13 protein-coding genes are annotated in these 16374 nt (G+C 63.6%); 4 read left to right on the top strand and 9 right to left on the bottom strand.

The annotated features are described in order from the left end of the window. Positions 1 to 94: 94 nt before the first annotated feature. The gene (locus Q7T45_RS14150; protein ID WP_304871573.1) at positions 95 to 1282 is read right to left on the bottom strand and encodes an MFS transporter; all 1188 of its coding nucleotides are present in this window, start codon (positions 1280 to 1282) and stop codon (positions 95 to 97) included. A gap of 49 nt (positions 1283 to 1331) precedes the next feature. Then, positions 1332 to 2606, bottom strand: coding sequence for a hypothetical protein (locus tag Q7T45_RS14155; protein WP_304871574.1), 1275 nt, complete (start codon positions 2604 to 2606; stop codon positions 1332 to 1334). Between the two features lie 200 nt (positions 2607 to 2806). Here Q7T45_RS14155 and thrS point away from each other — a divergent pair, with 200 nt between their 5' ends. Beyond that, on the top strand, positions 2807 to 4855 hold the full coding sequence (gene thrS, locus Q7T45_RS14160; protein ID WP_304871575.1) for a threonine--tRNA ligase: 2049 nt from the start codon (positions 2807 to 2809) through the stop codon (positions 4853 to 4855). Beyond that, positions 4855 to 5076, top strand: coding sequence for a hypothetical protein (locus Q7T45_RS14165; protein ID WP_304871576.1), 222 nt, complete (start codon positions 4855 to 4857; stop codon positions 5074 to 5076). Before thrS ends, Q7T45_RS14165 begins: the two co-directional genes overlap by 1 nt. Positions 5077 to 5133: 57 nt before the next feature. On the opposite strand, the gene Q7T45_RS14170 is transcribed toward Q7T45_RS14165, so the two are convergent. Next, positions 5134 to 5493 (bottom strand): hypothetical protein, encoded by a 360-nt coding sequence (locus tag Q7T45_RS14170; RefSeq protein WP_304871577.1) that lies wholly within the window; start codon positions 5491 to 5493, stop codon positions 5134 to 5136. A 192-nt stretch (positions 5494 to 5685) separates the two neighbouring features. On the opposite strand from Q7T45_RS14170, the gene Q7T45_RS14175 reads away from it, so the two are divergent. After that, positions 5686 to 6249, top strand: a complete 564-nt coding sequence (locus Q7T45_RS14175; RefSeq protein ID WP_304871578.1) for a nitroreductase — start codon at positions 5686 to 5688, stop codon at positions 6247 to 6249. 199 nt (positions 6250 to 6448) lie between these two features. On the opposite strand, the gene Q7T45_RS14180 is transcribed toward Q7T45_RS14175, so the two are convergent. Both Q7T45_RS14180 and Q7T45_RS14185 read right to left on the bottom strand, forming a co-directional pair. After that, positions 6449 to 8932: a bifunctional diguanylate cyclase/phosphodiesterase gene (locus Q7T45_RS14180; protein ID WP_304871579.1), complete on the bottom strand. Its 2484-nt coding sequence runs from the start codon at positions 8930 to 8932 to the stop codon at positions 6449 to 6451. A 176-nt stretch (positions 8933 to 9108) separates the two neighbouring features. After that, complete coding sequence (locus Q7T45_RS14185) at positions 9109 to 10164, bottom strand: hypothetical protein (protein ID WP_304871580.1); 1056 nt, start codon at positions 10162 to 10164, stop codon at positions 9109 to 9111. A gap of 220 nt (positions 10165 to 10384) precedes the next feature. On the opposite strand from Q7T45_RS14185, the gene Q7T45_RS14190 reads away from it, so the two are divergent. After that, entirely contained in the window at positions 10385 to 11404 is a 1020-nt protein-coding gene (locus Q7T45_RS14190) for a patatin-like phospholipase family protein (RefSeq protein WP_304871581.1), read from the top strand. Positions 11405 to 11416: 12 nt separating this feature from the next. Here the strand turns inward: Q7T45_RS14190 and Q7T45_RS14195 are convergent, their stop codons facing one another. The 4 genes from Q7T45_RS14195 to Q7T45_RS14210 all read right to left on the bottom strand — a co-directional run bounded on the left by Q7T45_RS14195 (position 11417) and on the right by Q7T45_RS14210 (position 16008). Next, positions 11417 to 11845 (bottom strand): CBS domain-containing protein, encoded by a 429-nt coding sequence (locus Q7T45_RS14195; protein WP_304741200.1) that lies wholly within the window; start codon positions 11843 to 11845, stop codon positions 11417 to 11419. A gap of 195 nt (positions 11846 to 12040) precedes the next feature. After that, positions 12041 to 12826, bottom strand: a complete 786-nt coding sequence (locus tag Q7T45_RS14200) for a rhomboid family intramembrane serine protease (RefSeq protein ID WP_304871582.1) — start codon at positions 12824 to 12826, stop codon at positions 12041 to 12043. 162 nt (positions 12827 to 12988) lie between these two features. Next, positions 12989 to 14278, bottom strand: coding sequence for a hypothetical protein (locus tag Q7T45_RS14205; protein WP_304871583.1), 1290 nt, complete (start codon positions 14276 to 14278; stop codon positions 12989 to 12991). Positions 14279 to 14286: 8 nt separating this feature from the next. Then, positions 14287 to 16008, bottom strand: a complete 1722-nt coding sequence (locus Q7T45_RS14210; RefSeq protein WP_304871584.1) for a hypothetical protein — start codon at positions 16006 to 16008, stop codon at positions 14287 to 14289. Positions 16009 to 16374 lie beyond the last annotated feature (366 nt).

The raw sequence follows: 16374 nt of genomic DNA on the forward strand, positions 1-16374 counted from the left end.
TTCCAGTTCCCCACAACAGCCCCTTCCAATTCCCCGGGGGACAAAAGCATGCGGGACGGATCTTGTCACGATAGCGTCTCGTGGAACTCGCACTTTACGTTTGCGGCTTCAGCGCATCCAGCGGCCTGGTCAGCATCAGCGTCGCCAGCGCCAGCGCGACAAAGCCCACCGCCACATAGCCGGAACCGTAGAGCCAGCCGCCCGCATAGAGCACGCCGCCGATCGCCGAACCGACGGCCTGCCCGATGTAAAGCACCGAGGTATTGAGCGACACCGAGGCCGAGGCCAGCGCCGGCGCGGCGGTGACCAGCCGCACCTGCTGCATCGAGTTGGTGGAGGCGAAGCCCAATCCCCAGATCGCGACCGAGCAGGCCATCAGCGGGTAGATGCCGGCACTGAGCGCCCATCCTGATATCCCCGCCAGTATCAGGGCGGCGAACAGCAGTGAGGATTTATAGGCCCCCCAGGAATCGACGATGCGGGTGGCGATCGCGATTCCGATGAAGCCGAATACGCCGTAGAGCAGGAACACCAGCCCGATCCTGTCCGCATCCGCCTGCGTCAGCCTGGTCAGCAGCGGCCCCATGAAGGTGAACACCACGAACTGGCCGGACATTTGCAGCGCCGTGATCAGCAGCAGCAACATGATCAGCCGGTTACGCCCGACATCGGCCCACGTCTTGAGATCCACCGGCGTGCCGGTCAGTCCGCGCGGCAGGCGCCACGCCAGCAGGAGGAAACTGATGCAACCGATCGCGCCGATGCCGCCATACACCGCGCGCCAGCCGTAGCGGCTGGCGACCAGGGCGATCAGCGGCAGGCCGATCGCCGCGGCCAGCGACCATCCGAGAAAGATATAGGCGATGGTGCTGCCGCGCTTCTCCGCCGGCACGATCAGGGCGGCGGTGCCCGCGGCCTGCGGCGTGTAGAGCGCGCCGACCGCCAGCATGACCAGGCGAATGGCGAGCAGGCTCGCATAGTCGGGCGCGAACGCCGAAGCGACATTGCCGAGGGCCAGGATCGCCAGCGTCGCTGTCAGCAACGTGCGGCGTTCGATCCGGCTGGTCAGCGAGGCCGCGACCGGCGAACCGACACACAGCATGACCGCGCCGAAGGTCACCAGAAGGCCCGCGTCGCGGACCGAGACGCCGAGCCCCGACGACAATTCACCCAGCATGCCCGCCGGCGCCAGCACCGAACAGCCGGTGACGATATTGCCGAGCATCAAGGCGGTGGGCGCGAAGCGGCGGTGGACGTGGCCGTCGGCGGACGGATTTTTCATGCAAATGCATGTAGGGCACGGGCGTGCGGAATGAAAGGACGCGATCGAATTATTTGGCAGCGTCCTCGCGCGCTCCGACGGTCTGCAGGGCAGCTATGCTCTTGGGCGCCGGACATGTCGCGAGCAGAGTGTCGACGGCGCTCCCCAGTCCGTCGCTGGAGAATTTCGCCGAGCGGGCGAGCCTGCGCCCGTCCGGCCCCTGCGACGTTTCGGTCAGATCGAATTGCCCCTCTTCGGACAAGGACTGAACCGATGCCTTGGTCATGCGCATGGCCCAGTAATTGAACCCCGGCAGTGCGGCCCGTGTAGAAGCGAAGTAAAGCGGTTTCGCTGCGCCCTTCGAAATCGAAACCGCGGGCAGGAAGGCCTGGGCCACGGCCTGACGCTGCAACCCCAGTTCGAACTGGTCGGCATTAATACAGAATAGCCGCCACTGCGACGACCGGAACGATCCGTCCGATGCAAGCTTCTGAAGGGCCGTCTTGTGCACCACGCTGCGGCCGACATTCTCGAAGGTCCACGGCGTCTCCACCAGGTCGCGCCGGTCGATGCCGAAGCGGTCGATCTCTTCACGGGTGAGGACGCGCGTGTCTTCGAACTTGACCGTGCGCGCCAGAACCAGCAGACCGAGGTCCACACCCATTTTCGCGATATATTCCTTGATCATGCGATCGGCGCGCTCCCGGCCCCGGGCGTTCGCCTCGGCCTGCATCTGCGGGGTCGGCACGCCGCCCCGGAAATGCGCCACCACCTTCGGCGAATGCACCGCCAGCAGCGCATCGGGCGCGATCTCGCGGGTGGTCGCGCCCAGGATGAGGTACGGACATGCGGAGTTGCACATCGCGTTGCGGGTCCAGAGGTCGCCGTGCAGTTCGCGGCCGGATTGCTTCAGCTTGACGCAGACATCGCTGTTCTGCGCCTCAAAACCGCATTCCCTGACCACCGTCCGCGCCACCCTGGCGACCACGGGCCGCTCCCGAAGCATCGCCCCCATCGCCAGCGCCTGGTCGAGATTGCCGCCCGGCGAGGAAAAATAGATCGGCAGCTTGCGATCCCGGACCTTGACCCAGAACTTCCGGAAGCGAAGTGCTGCGCCGGAATCGATCTGCCCTTCGGCCGCGATCCAGCTGTCGCAGCCGCGGCCGCACGCATCGGCGGTGCCCTTGACGACATAAAACACCATCGGCGGCGCCGGCGCGGGTTTGAACGCTGCCTTGAGCGCGGGCCGTGCGGCGGGAGCCGCTCCAGGCGCAGGACGCGCGGTCGGAGCCGCGGACGCAGGTCCGCCGAGCAGGACAAGGGTTGCGAGGAGCAGCGCACGCATGTTCATGGAGGTCGAGGGAACCTGAGCGAAGGCGGAGTCAATGGTTTGGTTGTATCAGGTTAATGCGGCTACCGCCAACGATGCGCTCGCATTGGTAATTTCCTTGGAAATGCCGGATTGCGCGGCCCGAATCCCCTGCTATACCGCTGCTTCCCCGCTTACCTGCGCTCGTTCGCAGGAGTGAGCCACAGGAGACACCAATGCCCGACGACAAGAACAAGCCCGCCTCAGGATTCCAGTTCGGCCTCACGAATCTCAAACCGGTGGAGCCCGAGGTGAAAGTCGCCCTCACCTTCCCCGACGGCGCCAGGCGCGAATTCCCCAAGAGCATCACCGGCCTCGACATTGCCAAGGGCATCTCGCCGTCGCTGGCCAAGCGCACGGTGGCGATGGCGCTGGATGGCGTGATCACCGACCTTGGCGACCCGATCAACCACGATGCGAAGATCGAATTCATCGCCCGCGACGATGCCCGCGCGCTGGAACTGATCCGGCATGACGCCGCCCACGTGCTCGCCGAAGCGGTGCAGGCGCTGTGGCCGGGCACCCAGGTCACCATCGGTCCGGTGATCGAGAACGGATTTTACTACGACTTCTTCCGCAACGAGCCTTTCACGCCGGAAGATTTTTCGGCGATCGAGAAGAAGATGCGCGAAATCATCGCGCGCGACAAACCCTTCACGAAAGATGTGTGGGACCGCGAGAAGACAAAGCAGGTGTTCCGCGACAAGGGCGAGGCCTTCAAGGTCGAACTGGTCGACGCCATTCCCGGCAACGAGCCGATCAAGATCTACTACCAGGGCGACTGGTTCGACCTGTGCCGCGGCCCGCACATGACCTCGACCGGCAAGATCGGCAACGCCTTCAAGCTGATGAAGGTGGCGGGCGCCTATTGGCGCGGCGACAGCAACAATCAGATGCTGACGCGGATCTACGGCACGGCGTTCGCCAAGCAGGAAGACCTCGACGCCTATCTCAAGCAGATCGAGGAAGCCGAGAAGCGCGACCACCGCAAGCTCGGCCGCGAGCTCGATCTGTTTCACTTCCAGGAGGAAGGTCCCGGCGTGGTGTTCTGGCACGCCAAGGGCTGGACCATCTTCCAGGCGCTGATCGCCTATATGCGCCGGCGGCTGACCGGCGATTACAGCGAGGTCAACGCGCCGCAGATTCTCGACAAGTCGCTGTGGGAAACCTCAGGCCATTGGGACTGGTACCGCGAGAACATGTTCGCCGCGCAATCCGCCGGCGACGAGGCCGAGGACAAGCGCTGGTTTGCGCTGAAGCCGATGAACTGTCCCGGCCATGTGCAGATCTTCAAGCACGGCCTGAAGAGCTATCGCGACCTGCCGCTGCGGCTCGCCGAATTCGGCGTGGTGCATCGCTACGAGGCGTCGGGCGCGATGCACGGCCTGATGCGGGTGCGTGGTTTTACCCAGGACGACGCGCATGTGTTCTGCACCGAACAACAGCTCGCCGAGGAATGCCTCAAGATCAACGAGCTGATCCTGTCGACCTATGCGGATTTCGGCTTCGAGGGCGAACTCACGGTCAAACTCTCGACCCGCCCGGAGAAGCGCGTCGGCACCGACGAGATGTGGGATCACGCCGAGCGTGTGATGGCCACCGTGCTGTCGGAAATCCAGGCGCAGGGCCATAACCGCATCAAGACCGAGATCAATCCCGGCGAAGGCGCATTCTATGGCCCGAAGTTCGAATATGTGCTGCGCGACGCCATCGGCCGCGACTGGCAATGCGGCACCACGCAGGTCGACTTCAACCTGCCGGAACGCTTTGGGGCGTTCTACATCGACGCCGACGGCTCCAAGAAGGCGCCGGTCATGGTGCATCGCGCGATCTGCGGTTCGATGGAGCGCTTCATCGGCATTCTGATCGAGCACTATGCCGGCAACTTCCCGCTCTGGCTGGCGCCGATCCAGGCCGTCGTCACCACCATCACGTCGGAAGGCGACGAATACGCCAAGATCGTTGCGGCGGCGGCGCGGCGAGCCGGGCTGCGCGTCGAAATCGACCTTCGCAACGAGAAGATCAACTACAAGGTCCGCGAGCATTCGCTGGCGAAAATCCCGGCGCTGCTGGTGGTCGGCAAGAAGGAAGCCGAGAGCCATTCGGTCTCGATCCGCCGCCTCGGCAGCGAGGGGCAGACCGTGATGCCCACCGTCGAGGCGCTGGCGGCATTGCTCGAGGAAGCAACGCCACCCGACGTCAAGCGGGCGAGACTGGAAACCTGATGGCGCGCGGACCGACCACCGAAGAACAGGAACTGCCGGCCTATCCGATCCGGGCCTACCAGCTGATCCCGGATCCCAATCAGCCTGATGTAGTGGCGCTGGCGATCGAAACCGACCAGGGCCACAGCCTGTTTCTGGCGACCCGTCAGATTCTGGAAGATCTCGGCAAGGATCTTCTGGAGCGTGCGGCGAAGATGCCGGCGAGGCGGGATCCGGCCTGACCCCGTAGCGGGCGCGAGCGATGGCGGCCTGACCGGTTCGCTACGGGCCCCGTTCCCTCAGGATCCCCGTTTCGGCAGATCGATGCGCAGATCGACGAATTCCGGCGGTCCTTCCGTGAGCCGGTGAATGCGGCGTTCGCGCTCTTCCTGTGGCGTGTCCGGATCGATGAACTGATCGAGCTGGCTTGCGGCCAGCTCTTCGACCGCGAGCGCATCGTGGCCCGGGACCGGTTTAGGGTCGGCCGCGGCTTCCGACTTCAGACCCAGTTCGACCAGCCGTTGAATGGCCTCGGAACGGTTGATCCCTCGCGCACGGGCCCAGGCATCGATTTGCCCGGTGAGAACCGCCGGCAGCTTGACCGCACTGACGGGGTGACCCGCGGTCGCATTCTGATCGATCTTTTTCGATTCCAGCATCGGCAGGTGTCCGAAAGGTCCACTGGAGATAACGATAAGGGCATTTCTGCGAGGTTCTTTGACCGGGATCAATGATCCGCGGGCGCACCCGGCCCGCAAAAGCCGATCTGGAGCGCTTATAATTGGCTGCGGCTTGCTATCGCCTCGCAGATGCAGATATCTGCTGCGAACCCTTGACGCACTGGAAACCCGATGCCCGACGCCCTCGAACTCTTGAAAATCCGCCGCTCGGTGAAGCCGCGCGAGATGAGCGGTCCCGGCCCCTCGGCTGCGGAGCTTGAGACCATTCTGACCATCGGCGCGCGGGTGCCCGACCACGGCAAGCTGACGCCGTGGCGCTTCATCGTGTTCGAGGGCGATGGGCGCGCCCGCGCCGGCGAGGTGATTTCGCAGGTCTTCGCGCGCAAGAACCCGCAGGCGCCGGCGGCCGAGATCGAGATCGAAAAGCGCCGGCTGATGGATGCCCCGCTGGTGATCGCCGTGGTAAGCTTCACCAAACCGCATCCCAAGGTGCCGGCGTGGGAGCAGGAATTATCCGCAGGGGCCAGCGCGATGAACATCGTGACGGCGGCGACCGCGCTCGGCTACGGCGCGAACTGGCTGACCGGCTGGTTCGCCTTCGATCGCGACGTGCTGGACGGGTTCGGATTGAAGCCGGACGAAAGGCTCGCCGGGTTCATTCACATCGGCACGCCAATGAGGCCGAGCGAAGACCGCCCTCGCCCAGCGCTCGCCGATATCGTGACGCGGTTTTAGGAGCGACCTCACACGGGATGAGGGGCTTCGTGCCCCGGACGCTGCGCAGCGCACAAGCGGTGCGCTGCTGAGCCGGGGCCCATGCTTCAGCAGCCCCCCCCTGTGATATGGGTCCCGGCTCTGCGGAGCAGCGTGCCGGACGATGCTTCGCATCGCCGTAAAGAACGCTGCACCGCGTCCGGGACACGGAGATGCATTCTCACGCCGCCTGCGACGCGCGCCGACCAAACCTGAGCAGCAGCGCTTCGATCTCGGCGGCGGGCCTGGCCGCGCTGAACAGGAAGCCCTGCACCTCGTTGCAGCCTTCGGCACGCAACCAGTTGAGCTGGTCGACGGTTTCGACCCCTTCGGCCGTGGTGGTGATGTTGAGGCTGCGGCCGAGGCCGGAGATCGCCCGCACGATCGCAACGCAGTCGGAGCGCTGCGCCAGATCCTTGATAAAGGAACGATCGATCTTGATCTTGTCGAACGGGAAGCTTCTGAGATAGCTGAGGCTGGAATAGCCGGTGCCGAAATCGTCCATCGAAATGCTGACGCCGAGTTCGCGCAACTGATGCAGGATCGCGAGATTGGCCTCGGTCTCGGCCAGGAACAGCGATTCCGTGATTTCGAGCTCGAGCCGCAACGGCGACAATCCGGAACGCGCCAATGCCGAAATCACCACCTGAACGAGGTTGCGGCTGCGAAACTGCACCGGCGACAGGTTGACGGCGACCTTGACGTCCTCAGGCCATTTCGCCGCCTCGGTGCAGGCCTGCCGCAACACCCACTCGCCCAGCGCGACGATCAGCCCGATATCCTCGGCAACCGGGATGAAGTCCGCCGGCGAGATCATGCCCTTTTCGGGGTGGCGCCAGCGCAGCAGCGATTCGAAGCCGCTGATCCGGTCCGCCGCGATATCAACCAGCGGCTGATAATGAACTTCAAATTCGCCATTGGCGAAGGCCCGACGCAGATCGAGCTCCATGTCGCGGCGTTTTTGCGCCTGCCGGTCCATCTCTCTTTCGAAGAACCGGTGAACGCCGCCGCCGTCCGATTTGGCGCGGTACAGCGCCATGTCGGCGTTGCGCATCAACTCCTCGCTGGTGTCGCCATCGCCGGGCGACAGTGCGATGCCGATACTGGCGCCAATGACAACCTCGATGCCGTCCATGTCATAACGGGCGCTGAGGGTCTTGATCAGCCGGGCCGCATAATCGCTCGCCTCGTTCGGTGAGACATCGGAGGCCAGCACGATCGCAAACTCGTCGCCGCCAAGGCGCGCCACCAGATTATTGCCGCGAACTTCCGACCTCAGCCGGTCGGCCACCATCTTCAGCAAGCGGTCGCCCATCGGATGGCCGAACGAATCGTTGACGTTCTTGAACAGGTCGAGATCGACGCACAACACCGCCACCCGCTTGTTGCCGGGCTGGCTCTGCTCCAGCGCCTGCCGGAGGCGATCCTGATAGAGCTCGCGGTTCGGCAGATTCGTCAGGCCATCATGATGCGCCATATGGGCAATCCGGGCCTCGGCCTTGCGCCGTTCGGTGATGTCGGCGACAGCAACGAGAAAGCCGTCGCGGCCATCGAACGCGACGCGCCGTCCGAATGTCAGCACCTGGATCTCGCTGCCGTCGGCCTTGAGATGCCGCCAGTTGCGACCGGAATGATAGGTGTCGCCGACCTGCTGCAGCGCCTCGGTGTGAGTTACCCATTCATCTTCAGGCCAGATCTGGCGAAGCTTCATGCGCAGGAACGTTTCGCGGCTGTACCCGTAATGCTGCACAGCCGCGTCATTGACGCTGATGAATCCGGTGGTCTCCGCATCGAAAACCCACATCGGCATCGGATTGTTGTCGAACAACAGGCGAAACGAGGCTTCGCGCCGCTTGAGCGCCGTGACGTCGGACACCGTCAACGAGAGAATGTCACCGAAGGCCCTCGCGCCCAGCTTCAGATTGCGATGATCGCTGTCGATTTCAAATTGCTGTCCGTCGCCGCTCTTGATGACGTCGAGCAACCGCTCGATCACGTCGGGCAAACACAGCAGGTTTCCGCCGGCGCTGAGCCGGTGCCACAGCAGGTCGGTCGATGGCAGCTTCAGCAGCCGGGACGCCCCCTGATTATGATGGACGATCTGGAAATCGAACGGCTGCCCGGCCGAATCGCGGATCGCCGCAAGCGACAGGACGCCCTCATCGGTGGTGGAGAAAATCGCATCCAGCAGATTGTACTGCAATCCTCGCGCGTTGACGTAGACGCCGATCAGCGTGCCGCCCCAGCGCGAGGAGGTCGGCAGCGCCAGAATATCGTAGGTCTGCACCACGCCATCGCGCACGCAGTGCGCCGCGGCGAGGTAAGGGCGGCCGTTGCGAAGCGCGCTGGCCGCGGCTTCGTTGAGCGCAGTGGCGCAATCCGGTGCCAGCCCGGTCAGGGGGATATCCCAGCGGTCGTCGCCGAGCCATTTTTGCGCGTATCGGCCGGTGCGGGATACTTCGAGCGTGTCATGATGGCTCTTCAGCAGGACGATGTGATCCGCCAGCCGCCCGAGGCTGCCCAGCATCACATCTTCATAGCGCGGCAGCCCTCCGCCGGGCCGGTGCGCGGCCTGCCATTTGCGCTGCAGCACCGGGACGTCATCGAACATCTCGGCGTTGGATTTACCGGACGAGCTCTTGAACGAATTCTTGGCCGCAATCATGTCATTCCCCACTGCGCGAATGTTCAACCCGATCGCATCCAATGCAGGCGGGCTTAACGCGGTGTGAAAATTGCGGGAGCGGTACGCCGATCCGGCGATTATGACAATTCTAAGTGTTTCGATGGTTAGTCCGCGTTAGCGACCATGACAGTCGGATGACATCGCGAGACGCTGAACTAGCGCGCGACGACCTCGACCTCGCCGTCGACGCCGTTGACGACGTTGAACGAACGCTCGAACACCTTGCCCTCGTTCTTGGCGATGGCGCGGTATTCGCCTTCGGACAGCACGACGCGCGGGAATGCGCCGATCGATTCCTTGATGACGTCACCGCCCGGCGTGATCACCGACCATGCGGTGTTTGCCAGCGCCTCGCCGCCCTTGTCGCTGACCAGCTTAAGGGTAATCACCGCGGCGCGATGGGTGATGACCACGTCGGTCAGCTTGCCGGCCTGAACGCGGATATCCGAACGCACCACGGAATTGGCGTCGCCGTAATTTGAAATGATGTAGTAGGTGCCCTCGGTCAGCAGCGCGACGTCGCCGGCGGCGACGTTCGGCACCAGCGAGGCGCGTTCGCCGCTATCGAACTGGCTGCCCTTGTAGAGCGCGAAGGAAATCTGGTTCGGCGGAATCCGGCTGGAGCCGACGCGGCCCTCGATGCGCAAGCCGCCTGCCGGAAGCACGAAGGATTCGCGGTCGGTCTCGGACTTCAGCGTCACCGGCCGCACCGCGCTGACCAGACCCATCGTGACATGAACGACGTAGCCGCCCGGCGGCAGCACGATGTTGGGCGTGGCGCCGCGTTCCTCGCGGATCAGTTTGAAAACGCCGGTCTCATCGGGCTTGTCGGCGAACACCCGCCACACCAGCCCGTTGCTGATGACCGGCAGGTCCTTGCCGTAGCGCGCCGTCAGCGACAGCACGGCCTGGCCGGCGGTCGATGCGCCCGGCGGTGGAACCACCGGCGGCACCGCGGCGATCGCCGGCTGCGTCAACGGCGCGGGCAAAATCGGAGTCGACGCCGGACCGGATGGCGGAGCCAGATTCATCGCCGGTCCGGAAGGCACTTCCGGGACCGAGGCCGGCGGCACCGGCGGCGGCCGGTCGCTGAACATCTGGGCCGAAGCAGGAGCTAAAGGCGCGCCGGCCAGAATTGCGGCAAGCACAAGTACCGGAAACAGGCGTCCGCCCCTCCCGGAACCAGCAATCCCTTTATCCCCTGATGTCATGGAGATGCTTTTCACTGAAAACGCGGCAAATTCAAGCCTGCGGCGAACCGTTCGCAGGATGTTCCCGCCATGGAACCCAAAAAATGCTCGAGAGTTAGTCCAGTGTTCCCGCGAGGCCGCGATCCCGTCACAATCTGGACCGCGGCATGAACTATGCTTATTTGAGCTTTCGATGGGCTGGGAGTCATAGCGCAGTGCCTTGTCCGGCAAGGAGCATCAGGTGCTGAAGAGTTTGATCGGACGCGGCGCCGAGGACCAGGACAAAGTCGGGCTCGGCAGTACCAGGCGGCCGGTCATCGGATTGGCGTTGGGTGGCGGCGCCGCGCGCGGCTTCGCCCATATCGGCATTCTCCGGACATTGCTGGCCCATGGCATCGTTCCCAATGTCGTGGTCGGCACCTCGATCGGCGCGGTGGTCGGCGGCGCCTATGCCGCCGGGCAGCTCGATACGCTGGAGCAATGGGCGCGCGGCCTGCAGCCGCGCAATATTCTCGGCTATCTCGACATCCGCCTCAACGGCTCCGGACTGATCGGCGGCGACCGGCTAGCGTCGCAGCTGGAAGCCGCGATCGGCCCGACCCTGATCGAGGACTTGCCGCTGAAATTTGCGACCGTCGCGACCGAAGTCCGCACCGGGCACGAGATCTGGCTCACCCACGGCCGCATGGTCGATGCGATGCGCGCCTCCTACGCGCTGCCCGGGATTTTTTCACCCGTGCTGGTCGGCGACCGCTGGCTGGTCGACGGTGCGCTGGTCAATCCGGTGCCGGTGTCGGCCGCGCGCGCGCTGGGAGCGGAAATCGTGATCGCCGCCAATCTCTGCAGCGATATCTTCTCCACGACGATCTATGCCCATGGCCCGACAACCGCGGCGCCGGAGACCGCGGTCGAGCCGACCCCGACGAAACGCCGCTTCGGCCGGTTGTTTTCCGCCGAACGTACCATGAAACGCGAATTCTTCGGCAGCGGCGGACGGCCGGGCATCTCCTCGGTCATGGTCGATGCGTTCAACATCATGCAGGACCGCATCACCCGCGCGCGCCTCGCCGGCGATCCGCCGGATCTGCTGATCACGCCCCGCGTCGGTCAAATCGGCTGGTTCGATTTCCACCGCGCCGAGGATCTGATTGCCCATGGCGCACGCTCCGCCGAGCGCGCCATCGACTCCATCCAGGAAGCCATCCACATGCTGGCGCCGGTTCCCGGCGAGCCTGGGGCTGTCGTCGACAAGGCGCCGTGACAGCGGGCTGGATCAGGCGGTCTTGATGTAGTTCTGCAGCGCTTCCTGCTCCATCTCGAATTCGTGGACCCGCCACTTGACGATGTCGCCGATCGAGATCAGGCCGACCACCATGCCTTCCTCGACCACCGGCAGATGCCTGAATTTGCCGAGCGTCATCATTTCCATGATTGCGGCGACCGTATCGGACTGCCTGCAGCTGATGACCTTGCGTGTCATCACGGCGCTGACCGGCTCTTCCAGCACGCTGGCGCCGCGATCGCCGAGCACGCGCACGATGTCGCGCTCCGACAGGATGCCCTCGATACGGCCTTTGCTCATCACCAGCACGGCGCCGATCTTCCGATCCGCCAGAATCTTGATCGCAGCCGAGAGCCTGGCGTCCGGCTCGACGCTCTGGATCTGATGGCCTTTGGTATCGAGGATTGCACGTACCGTCATTGTCGTCTCCCTGAAGCCGATCGCGCCCCTAAACGAGCGCGATCTTTGTTTCCTTGAGTCTTCAATCAACAGCCCAGCGCCGATTTCGTTGCAGGCGCGTTGGACAAGCACGGCGATTAAGCACGTTTGCGGGCTCAAGCCCTGCTACACAGATCAATGATGATGAATGAAATCGCGTTGCGCCGCAAGCGACGATCAGCCGCGATCCTGGACATCGGGGAATCTCGTATCCGCGGTATCGGCAGGCGCGCGCGGGACCGGATCGAACAGCGAAAACAACACCAGCCCTGCCAAGAATCCGCCGATATGCGCCTGCCAGGCGACGCTGCCGCCGTCGGCGCCGATCGCGATCGATCCGACGCCGAAGATGATGTTGACGCCGAACCAGACCGCGAGAAAACCGAGCACGCGCGGGTCGCGGAAGGCGCGCAACAGCGAAAGCGCCGGCACGCGCGCCGCCGCATCGGCGTCGCCGCGGCTGAACGACAGGAAGCTTCCCTGCACGAAGGCAAAGCGGATCGCGGCCGCCATCGCGCCCGACACCGACGCCGAAGCGCCGATCATCGGCGCGATCGCGTGCTCATGGGTGACGAGATGCGCCAGCGCCCCGGCCATGGCGGTTACCGCCATGAAGGCGAAAAACCTCAACGCGCCGAAGCGGCGCGCCAGCGCGCTGCCGAACGGCAGCAGCCACAGCACATTGAAACCGATATGGCTGAGATTGGCGTGCAGCAATGAATAGGTGACGAAGGTCCAGATCCTGGCGCCGGCGCCGCCCGGAAAGGTGAGCGCCAGCGGCGTGGAATCGAAGCGTTTCGGAATGAATCCGAACACCTCGACGGTCCAGTATTCCAGATCGGGCGGCAGCAGCACGCGCAGGTGAAGGACCGCAAGCAACAGCACATAGGCGGTCAGCGCGCCGGGCAGCGTCAGGATCGGTTCGCGCGGGCTGTCCTGCGACAATTCTGGCGGAAATTGCAAGGGCTCAAGACCTGAAGCAAGCGGCTCACGAGAGCGATTGCGCCCCAATAGGCGGCTTGGCGGGGCAGCGCAAGGGCAGGACACTGCGGAACAGGCAATAAGGCAGCCGCCGGCGCGGGAACGCCGGTCATGGCGTCAGGATCTTGCCGCCGTCGGCGGCGGCTAGCTGAACTTCACAAGGGTCTCGTGGAAGAATTTGCCTGCGGTCAGTTGCTGGGTCGAGAACAGTTCGGACTGGGTCTTCAGGGCGCTCACCAGCGTGGTGCGAGGAACCTCGGTGTGGCTTTCCTCGCTACCGTGCTTGTGCTCCATCGTCGACATCAGCGTCCGCAGTCTCGACTTGTTGCCAGCATCCTTCGACTTTTTCTTGAAGCCTTGCCACAGTGTCTTCGGCGTCGCGTTGGTGCTTCCATGATGCCCGACCTTGTAGACGTCGACGCCGGCGAGCAGCTTGCGGTTGGCGTTGTTGTCGAGGGCGTATTGCCAATTCTCGATCTGGGCGTCGCCGGGAAACAGCAGGCTGAACTTTCCGACCCGGAGCAGCAGGATAACGCTGGTATTGTTCATCGCCTTGTCCAGCATGCGCACGATCTGCAGCAGGTTATCGCCGCGGATATTTCGCGCACGGTAGATCAGCCATCGCGTATCGACGGGAAACCTGGGTCCGCGGGTACGAACATGTTTCGGGAACAGGACTTTGCCGCCCGCCTCCGTCATGCCGGCGGCATTCATTGCACGCGCCTGGAGTTGCCAGAACTCGTTGGGATCCCGATCTCGCTGCTTCTTGATGGTCGCCGTCTGCTTGACCGTCGGCGGGCCCAGCACGTCGACCTTGACGCCAGGAAGCACTTTTTCCAGAGCGGTCTTCTTTCCGGCATGGACGTATTCCGACTTCTTCCCCATGCTCATCAGGTTCTTCACGGCGCCCGGATTGCTGATGTTGCTCTCGCCGAGAAAATTGAACTGTTCCCGCAACTCCTTGTTGAAGTAGCGCGTCGATCGCGACTGCAACATGGTGAAGGCCGCCACCGACTGCATCGACGACAGATCCGCCAGGCGCTTGGCGCCGCCCCCGGCGGCAACCGGGCCTGTTGCTTTCGGGCCAAGTTTCGGATCCTCCGTCCATGGCTGGACGACGAGATCGGGCTTGAGGGATCTGATGACGTCGCCGGTCCCGTTGCCGTTCTTTTTGGTTTCGAATCCGGAGATATGGTCCTTGTGCCGATGCGTCGCCACGACCGCGTGAAGCTTGCCGCCGGTCCGCTTCCTGATGTCCACGGCGATGTCCATCATGCGCGTCTTCGGCGTCTTCGCCGGCAATCCGGTCGAACCGTAGTCGATCAGGACGTGCCGCTCCGGTCCCCTGGCGTATTCGAAGCTCAACAGGAAGCAGTCTCCGAACCCGACATGGTAGGTTCGTATTTTCAGACTCTTGGGCGCCGTGCCTGCCATGGTGATCCTCAGTCCGTCGCTCTCGCCAGATGCAACGCTGCGAAGTGAGACTTGTCGTCCGGCTCCCGATCGAAGTAGCCGCTCTCCCAGAGATATTTCAGCCGCGCGGTCTGGCCCTTCGAATCCTCGATCCTGTTCCTGATCTGGTATTTGAGCTGCCCGTACTCGTTGAAGATCAGCGCACCGCCTCCGAAAATCCGCACCCGCTTCCAGTGCGGCATGTCCTTCGGCGGATCGATATCCAGGGCATCCTTCAGTTCGCCGACCTGGAGCGTCAGAATCTGCACGTATTCCGCCACCGTCTCGCGAAGGATGAATCCGTCGGGAGCTACCCTGAAACTCGGGCGCACGGTTTCGACCTCGACGTAGCCTTCCCGGACGATGTCGAGCGCCTTGCGGTTTTCCCACAGGAAGCGGAACACCTCCTCCTTGTCGCGGAGCATGGAATCGAAATGCGTCCGGCTGTAGACGAGATCGATGTCGCATCGGCGCCATGTCCCGTCCTTGTCGGCGTCGCTGTCCGGCGCGATGCCGTAGGCGCCAAAACACTTCACGAGAACTTCGCGGTAGTTGAAGCGGCTGTCGTCGGGAACGACCTCGCGGTCGATGGTCAGCAGCGCCGAGAGATAATCGGAGAAGGCGAGATCCGTCGGTGGACAGTAATCCAGCGCCCGGATCGCCATCGTCAGCAAATGGTCGGCAACCGCGGCGCCCTCGTCGATGACGAGGCTGCGGTCGCGCTTCCGTCCCTGGATGAACCCGACCCTGTCGAGCCGCTTCAGCCAGATCTCGAGGAATGCGTTCATGATCGCCGCGACCAGCAGCTCGCCGCGACGATGCGGCTCCTGATATTCGGGCTCCGCCATGTAATCCCGGCCCGGCGCAAGCCTGATCGAGCGCCGCAGCGCCTCGCCGCGGACCTTCGACAGTTCCTCTCCCATCTGCTCGGCGAGGCCGAACAGGACGGATTCCCTGAGGGCCTCGGGTTCGAGAAACTTTTGATCGATCAACCGCGCCGCGCCGGTACTGCCATCGATCAGCTTCGCCACCAGATCCTTCAGGGAGAATACGGACAATAGCGCGACGATGTCGGCAAACCCTTCGTGAAACGCCGCCTGATCGGGCGAAGATGGCTCCAGGAAGCGGCCGCGCAGGCCGTCGAGCAGCGCGTGCGTCGTTTCGTGCGCGACCACGTCATGCGACAGGCAGGCAAACACCGGCTTGCCGTTGCCGCCGGCGAAATATCCAAAGAACAGGCCGCGGTCCTGCTTGGAATAGAACGCGTTGGCGTCGGCAAAGGCATGCGGCGCCACGTGGAGTTGATGTCCGTGCGACCCCCAGGGGACCCTGCGCCCAAGCGCAAACTCGAAGCGGGCAAGGATGCGCATCGCGATCGCATAGACATTCTGGCTGTGAAACCGGGGGTCGCCCACCAGCGCGTCATTATGCTGTGCCGCCGTCCTTGCCGGCCTGCTTCGCTTGAAGGGGTCCTTGTAGCTGCCGTTGTCCAGCATCTGGTAGCTGGCGGGCTGGTAGAGCACGTTGGAGGTAGAGTCGTAGTCGATCACGTTAATGCGATAGCCGCACGGACCATCCAGGATTTCCTCGGCGGGGATCTCGATCTCGGTGGTGAGAATCTTGCCGTTCAGGCGCACCGATGGATCCTGCGCGATGATCGTGAGCTTCTGCGTAGTCGGAAGGCTGTGTCGCGATCCACCACGGTTTTTCATGGCTGCACTGTCCGCAAAAAAGTCGAAACAGGAAAATATGGATTCAATGAAAGGCGGCAAACGTCGCAACTTGTAGTCGCATTCTACATGCGCGCGCGTTTCAGACAAGCCCGCCCCTGAAAATATTTGCCGTGCCCGCGGCAACCGCACGAAACGAGCGTTGCCCGGGTCGCCGGGCATGAACAGCGCGCCGCGATGCCGGGCAAAGAAAAAGGGAGGGTGCTGAGACACCCTCCCTCATTCGTGCTGATCTTTTTCCGCGCAAGGTCCCGGGTGACATCCCCACCCCTCCCCGCGCGATGACCAAACTGTTTGACGCCGCCTGTGTAACAACTCGCCGGCCCCTGGAGAAAACCGGCGAACTAG

Source organism: Bradyrhizobium sp. (assembly GCF_030646015.1).
Taxonomy (GTDB): Bacteria; Pseudomonadota; Alphaproteobacteria; order Rhizobiales; family Xanthobacteraceae; genus Bradyrhizobium.

Bases quoted from the DNA above. Each gene is read 5' to 3' on its own strand.
- Q7T45_RS14210 (WP_304871584.1), bottom strand. From the start codon at position 16,008: ATGAAAAACCGTGGTGGATCGCGACACAGCCTTCCGACTACGCAGAAG.
- Q7T45_RS14195 (WP_304741200.1), bottom strand. From the start codon at position 11,845: ATGACGGTACGTGCAATCCTCGATACCAAAGGCCATCAGATCCAGAGC.
- Q7T45_RS14150 (WP_304871573.1), bottom strand. From the start codon at position 1,282: ATGAAAAATCCGTCCGCCGACGGCCACGTCCACCGCCGCTTCGCGCCC.
- thrS (WP_304871575.1), top strand. From the start codon at position 2,807: ATGCCCGACGACAAGAACAAGCCCGCCTCAGGATTCCAGTTCGGCCTC.
- Q7T45_RS14155 (WP_304871574.1), bottom strand. From the start codon at position 2,606: ATGCGTGCGCTGCTCCTCGCAACCCTTGTCCTGCTCGGCGGACCTGCG.
- Q7T45_RS14175 (WP_304871578.1), top strand. From the start codon at position 5,686: ATGCCCGACGCCCTCGAACTCTTGAAAATCCGCCGCTCGGTGAAGCCG.
- Q7T45_RS14180 (WP_304871579.1), bottom strand. From the start codon at position 8,932: ATGATTGCGGCCAAGAATTCGTTCAAGAGCTCGTCCGGTAAATCCAAC.
- Q7T45_RS14170 (WP_304871577.1), bottom strand. From the start codon at position 5,493: ATGCTGGAATCGAAAAAGATCGATCAGAATGCGACCGCGGGTCACCCC.
- Q7T45_RS14205 (WP_304871583.1), bottom strand. From the start codon at position 14,278: ATGGCAGGCACGGCGCCCAAGAGTCTGAAAATACGAACCTACCATGTC.
- Q7T45_RS14185 (WP_304871580.1), bottom strand. From the start codon at position 10,164: ATGACATCAGGGGATAAAGGGATTGCTGGTTCCGGGAGGGGCGGACGC.
- Q7T45_RS14165 (WP_304871576.1), top strand. From the start codon at position 4,855: ATGGCGCGCGGACCGACCACCGAAGAACAGGAACTGCCGGCCTATCCG.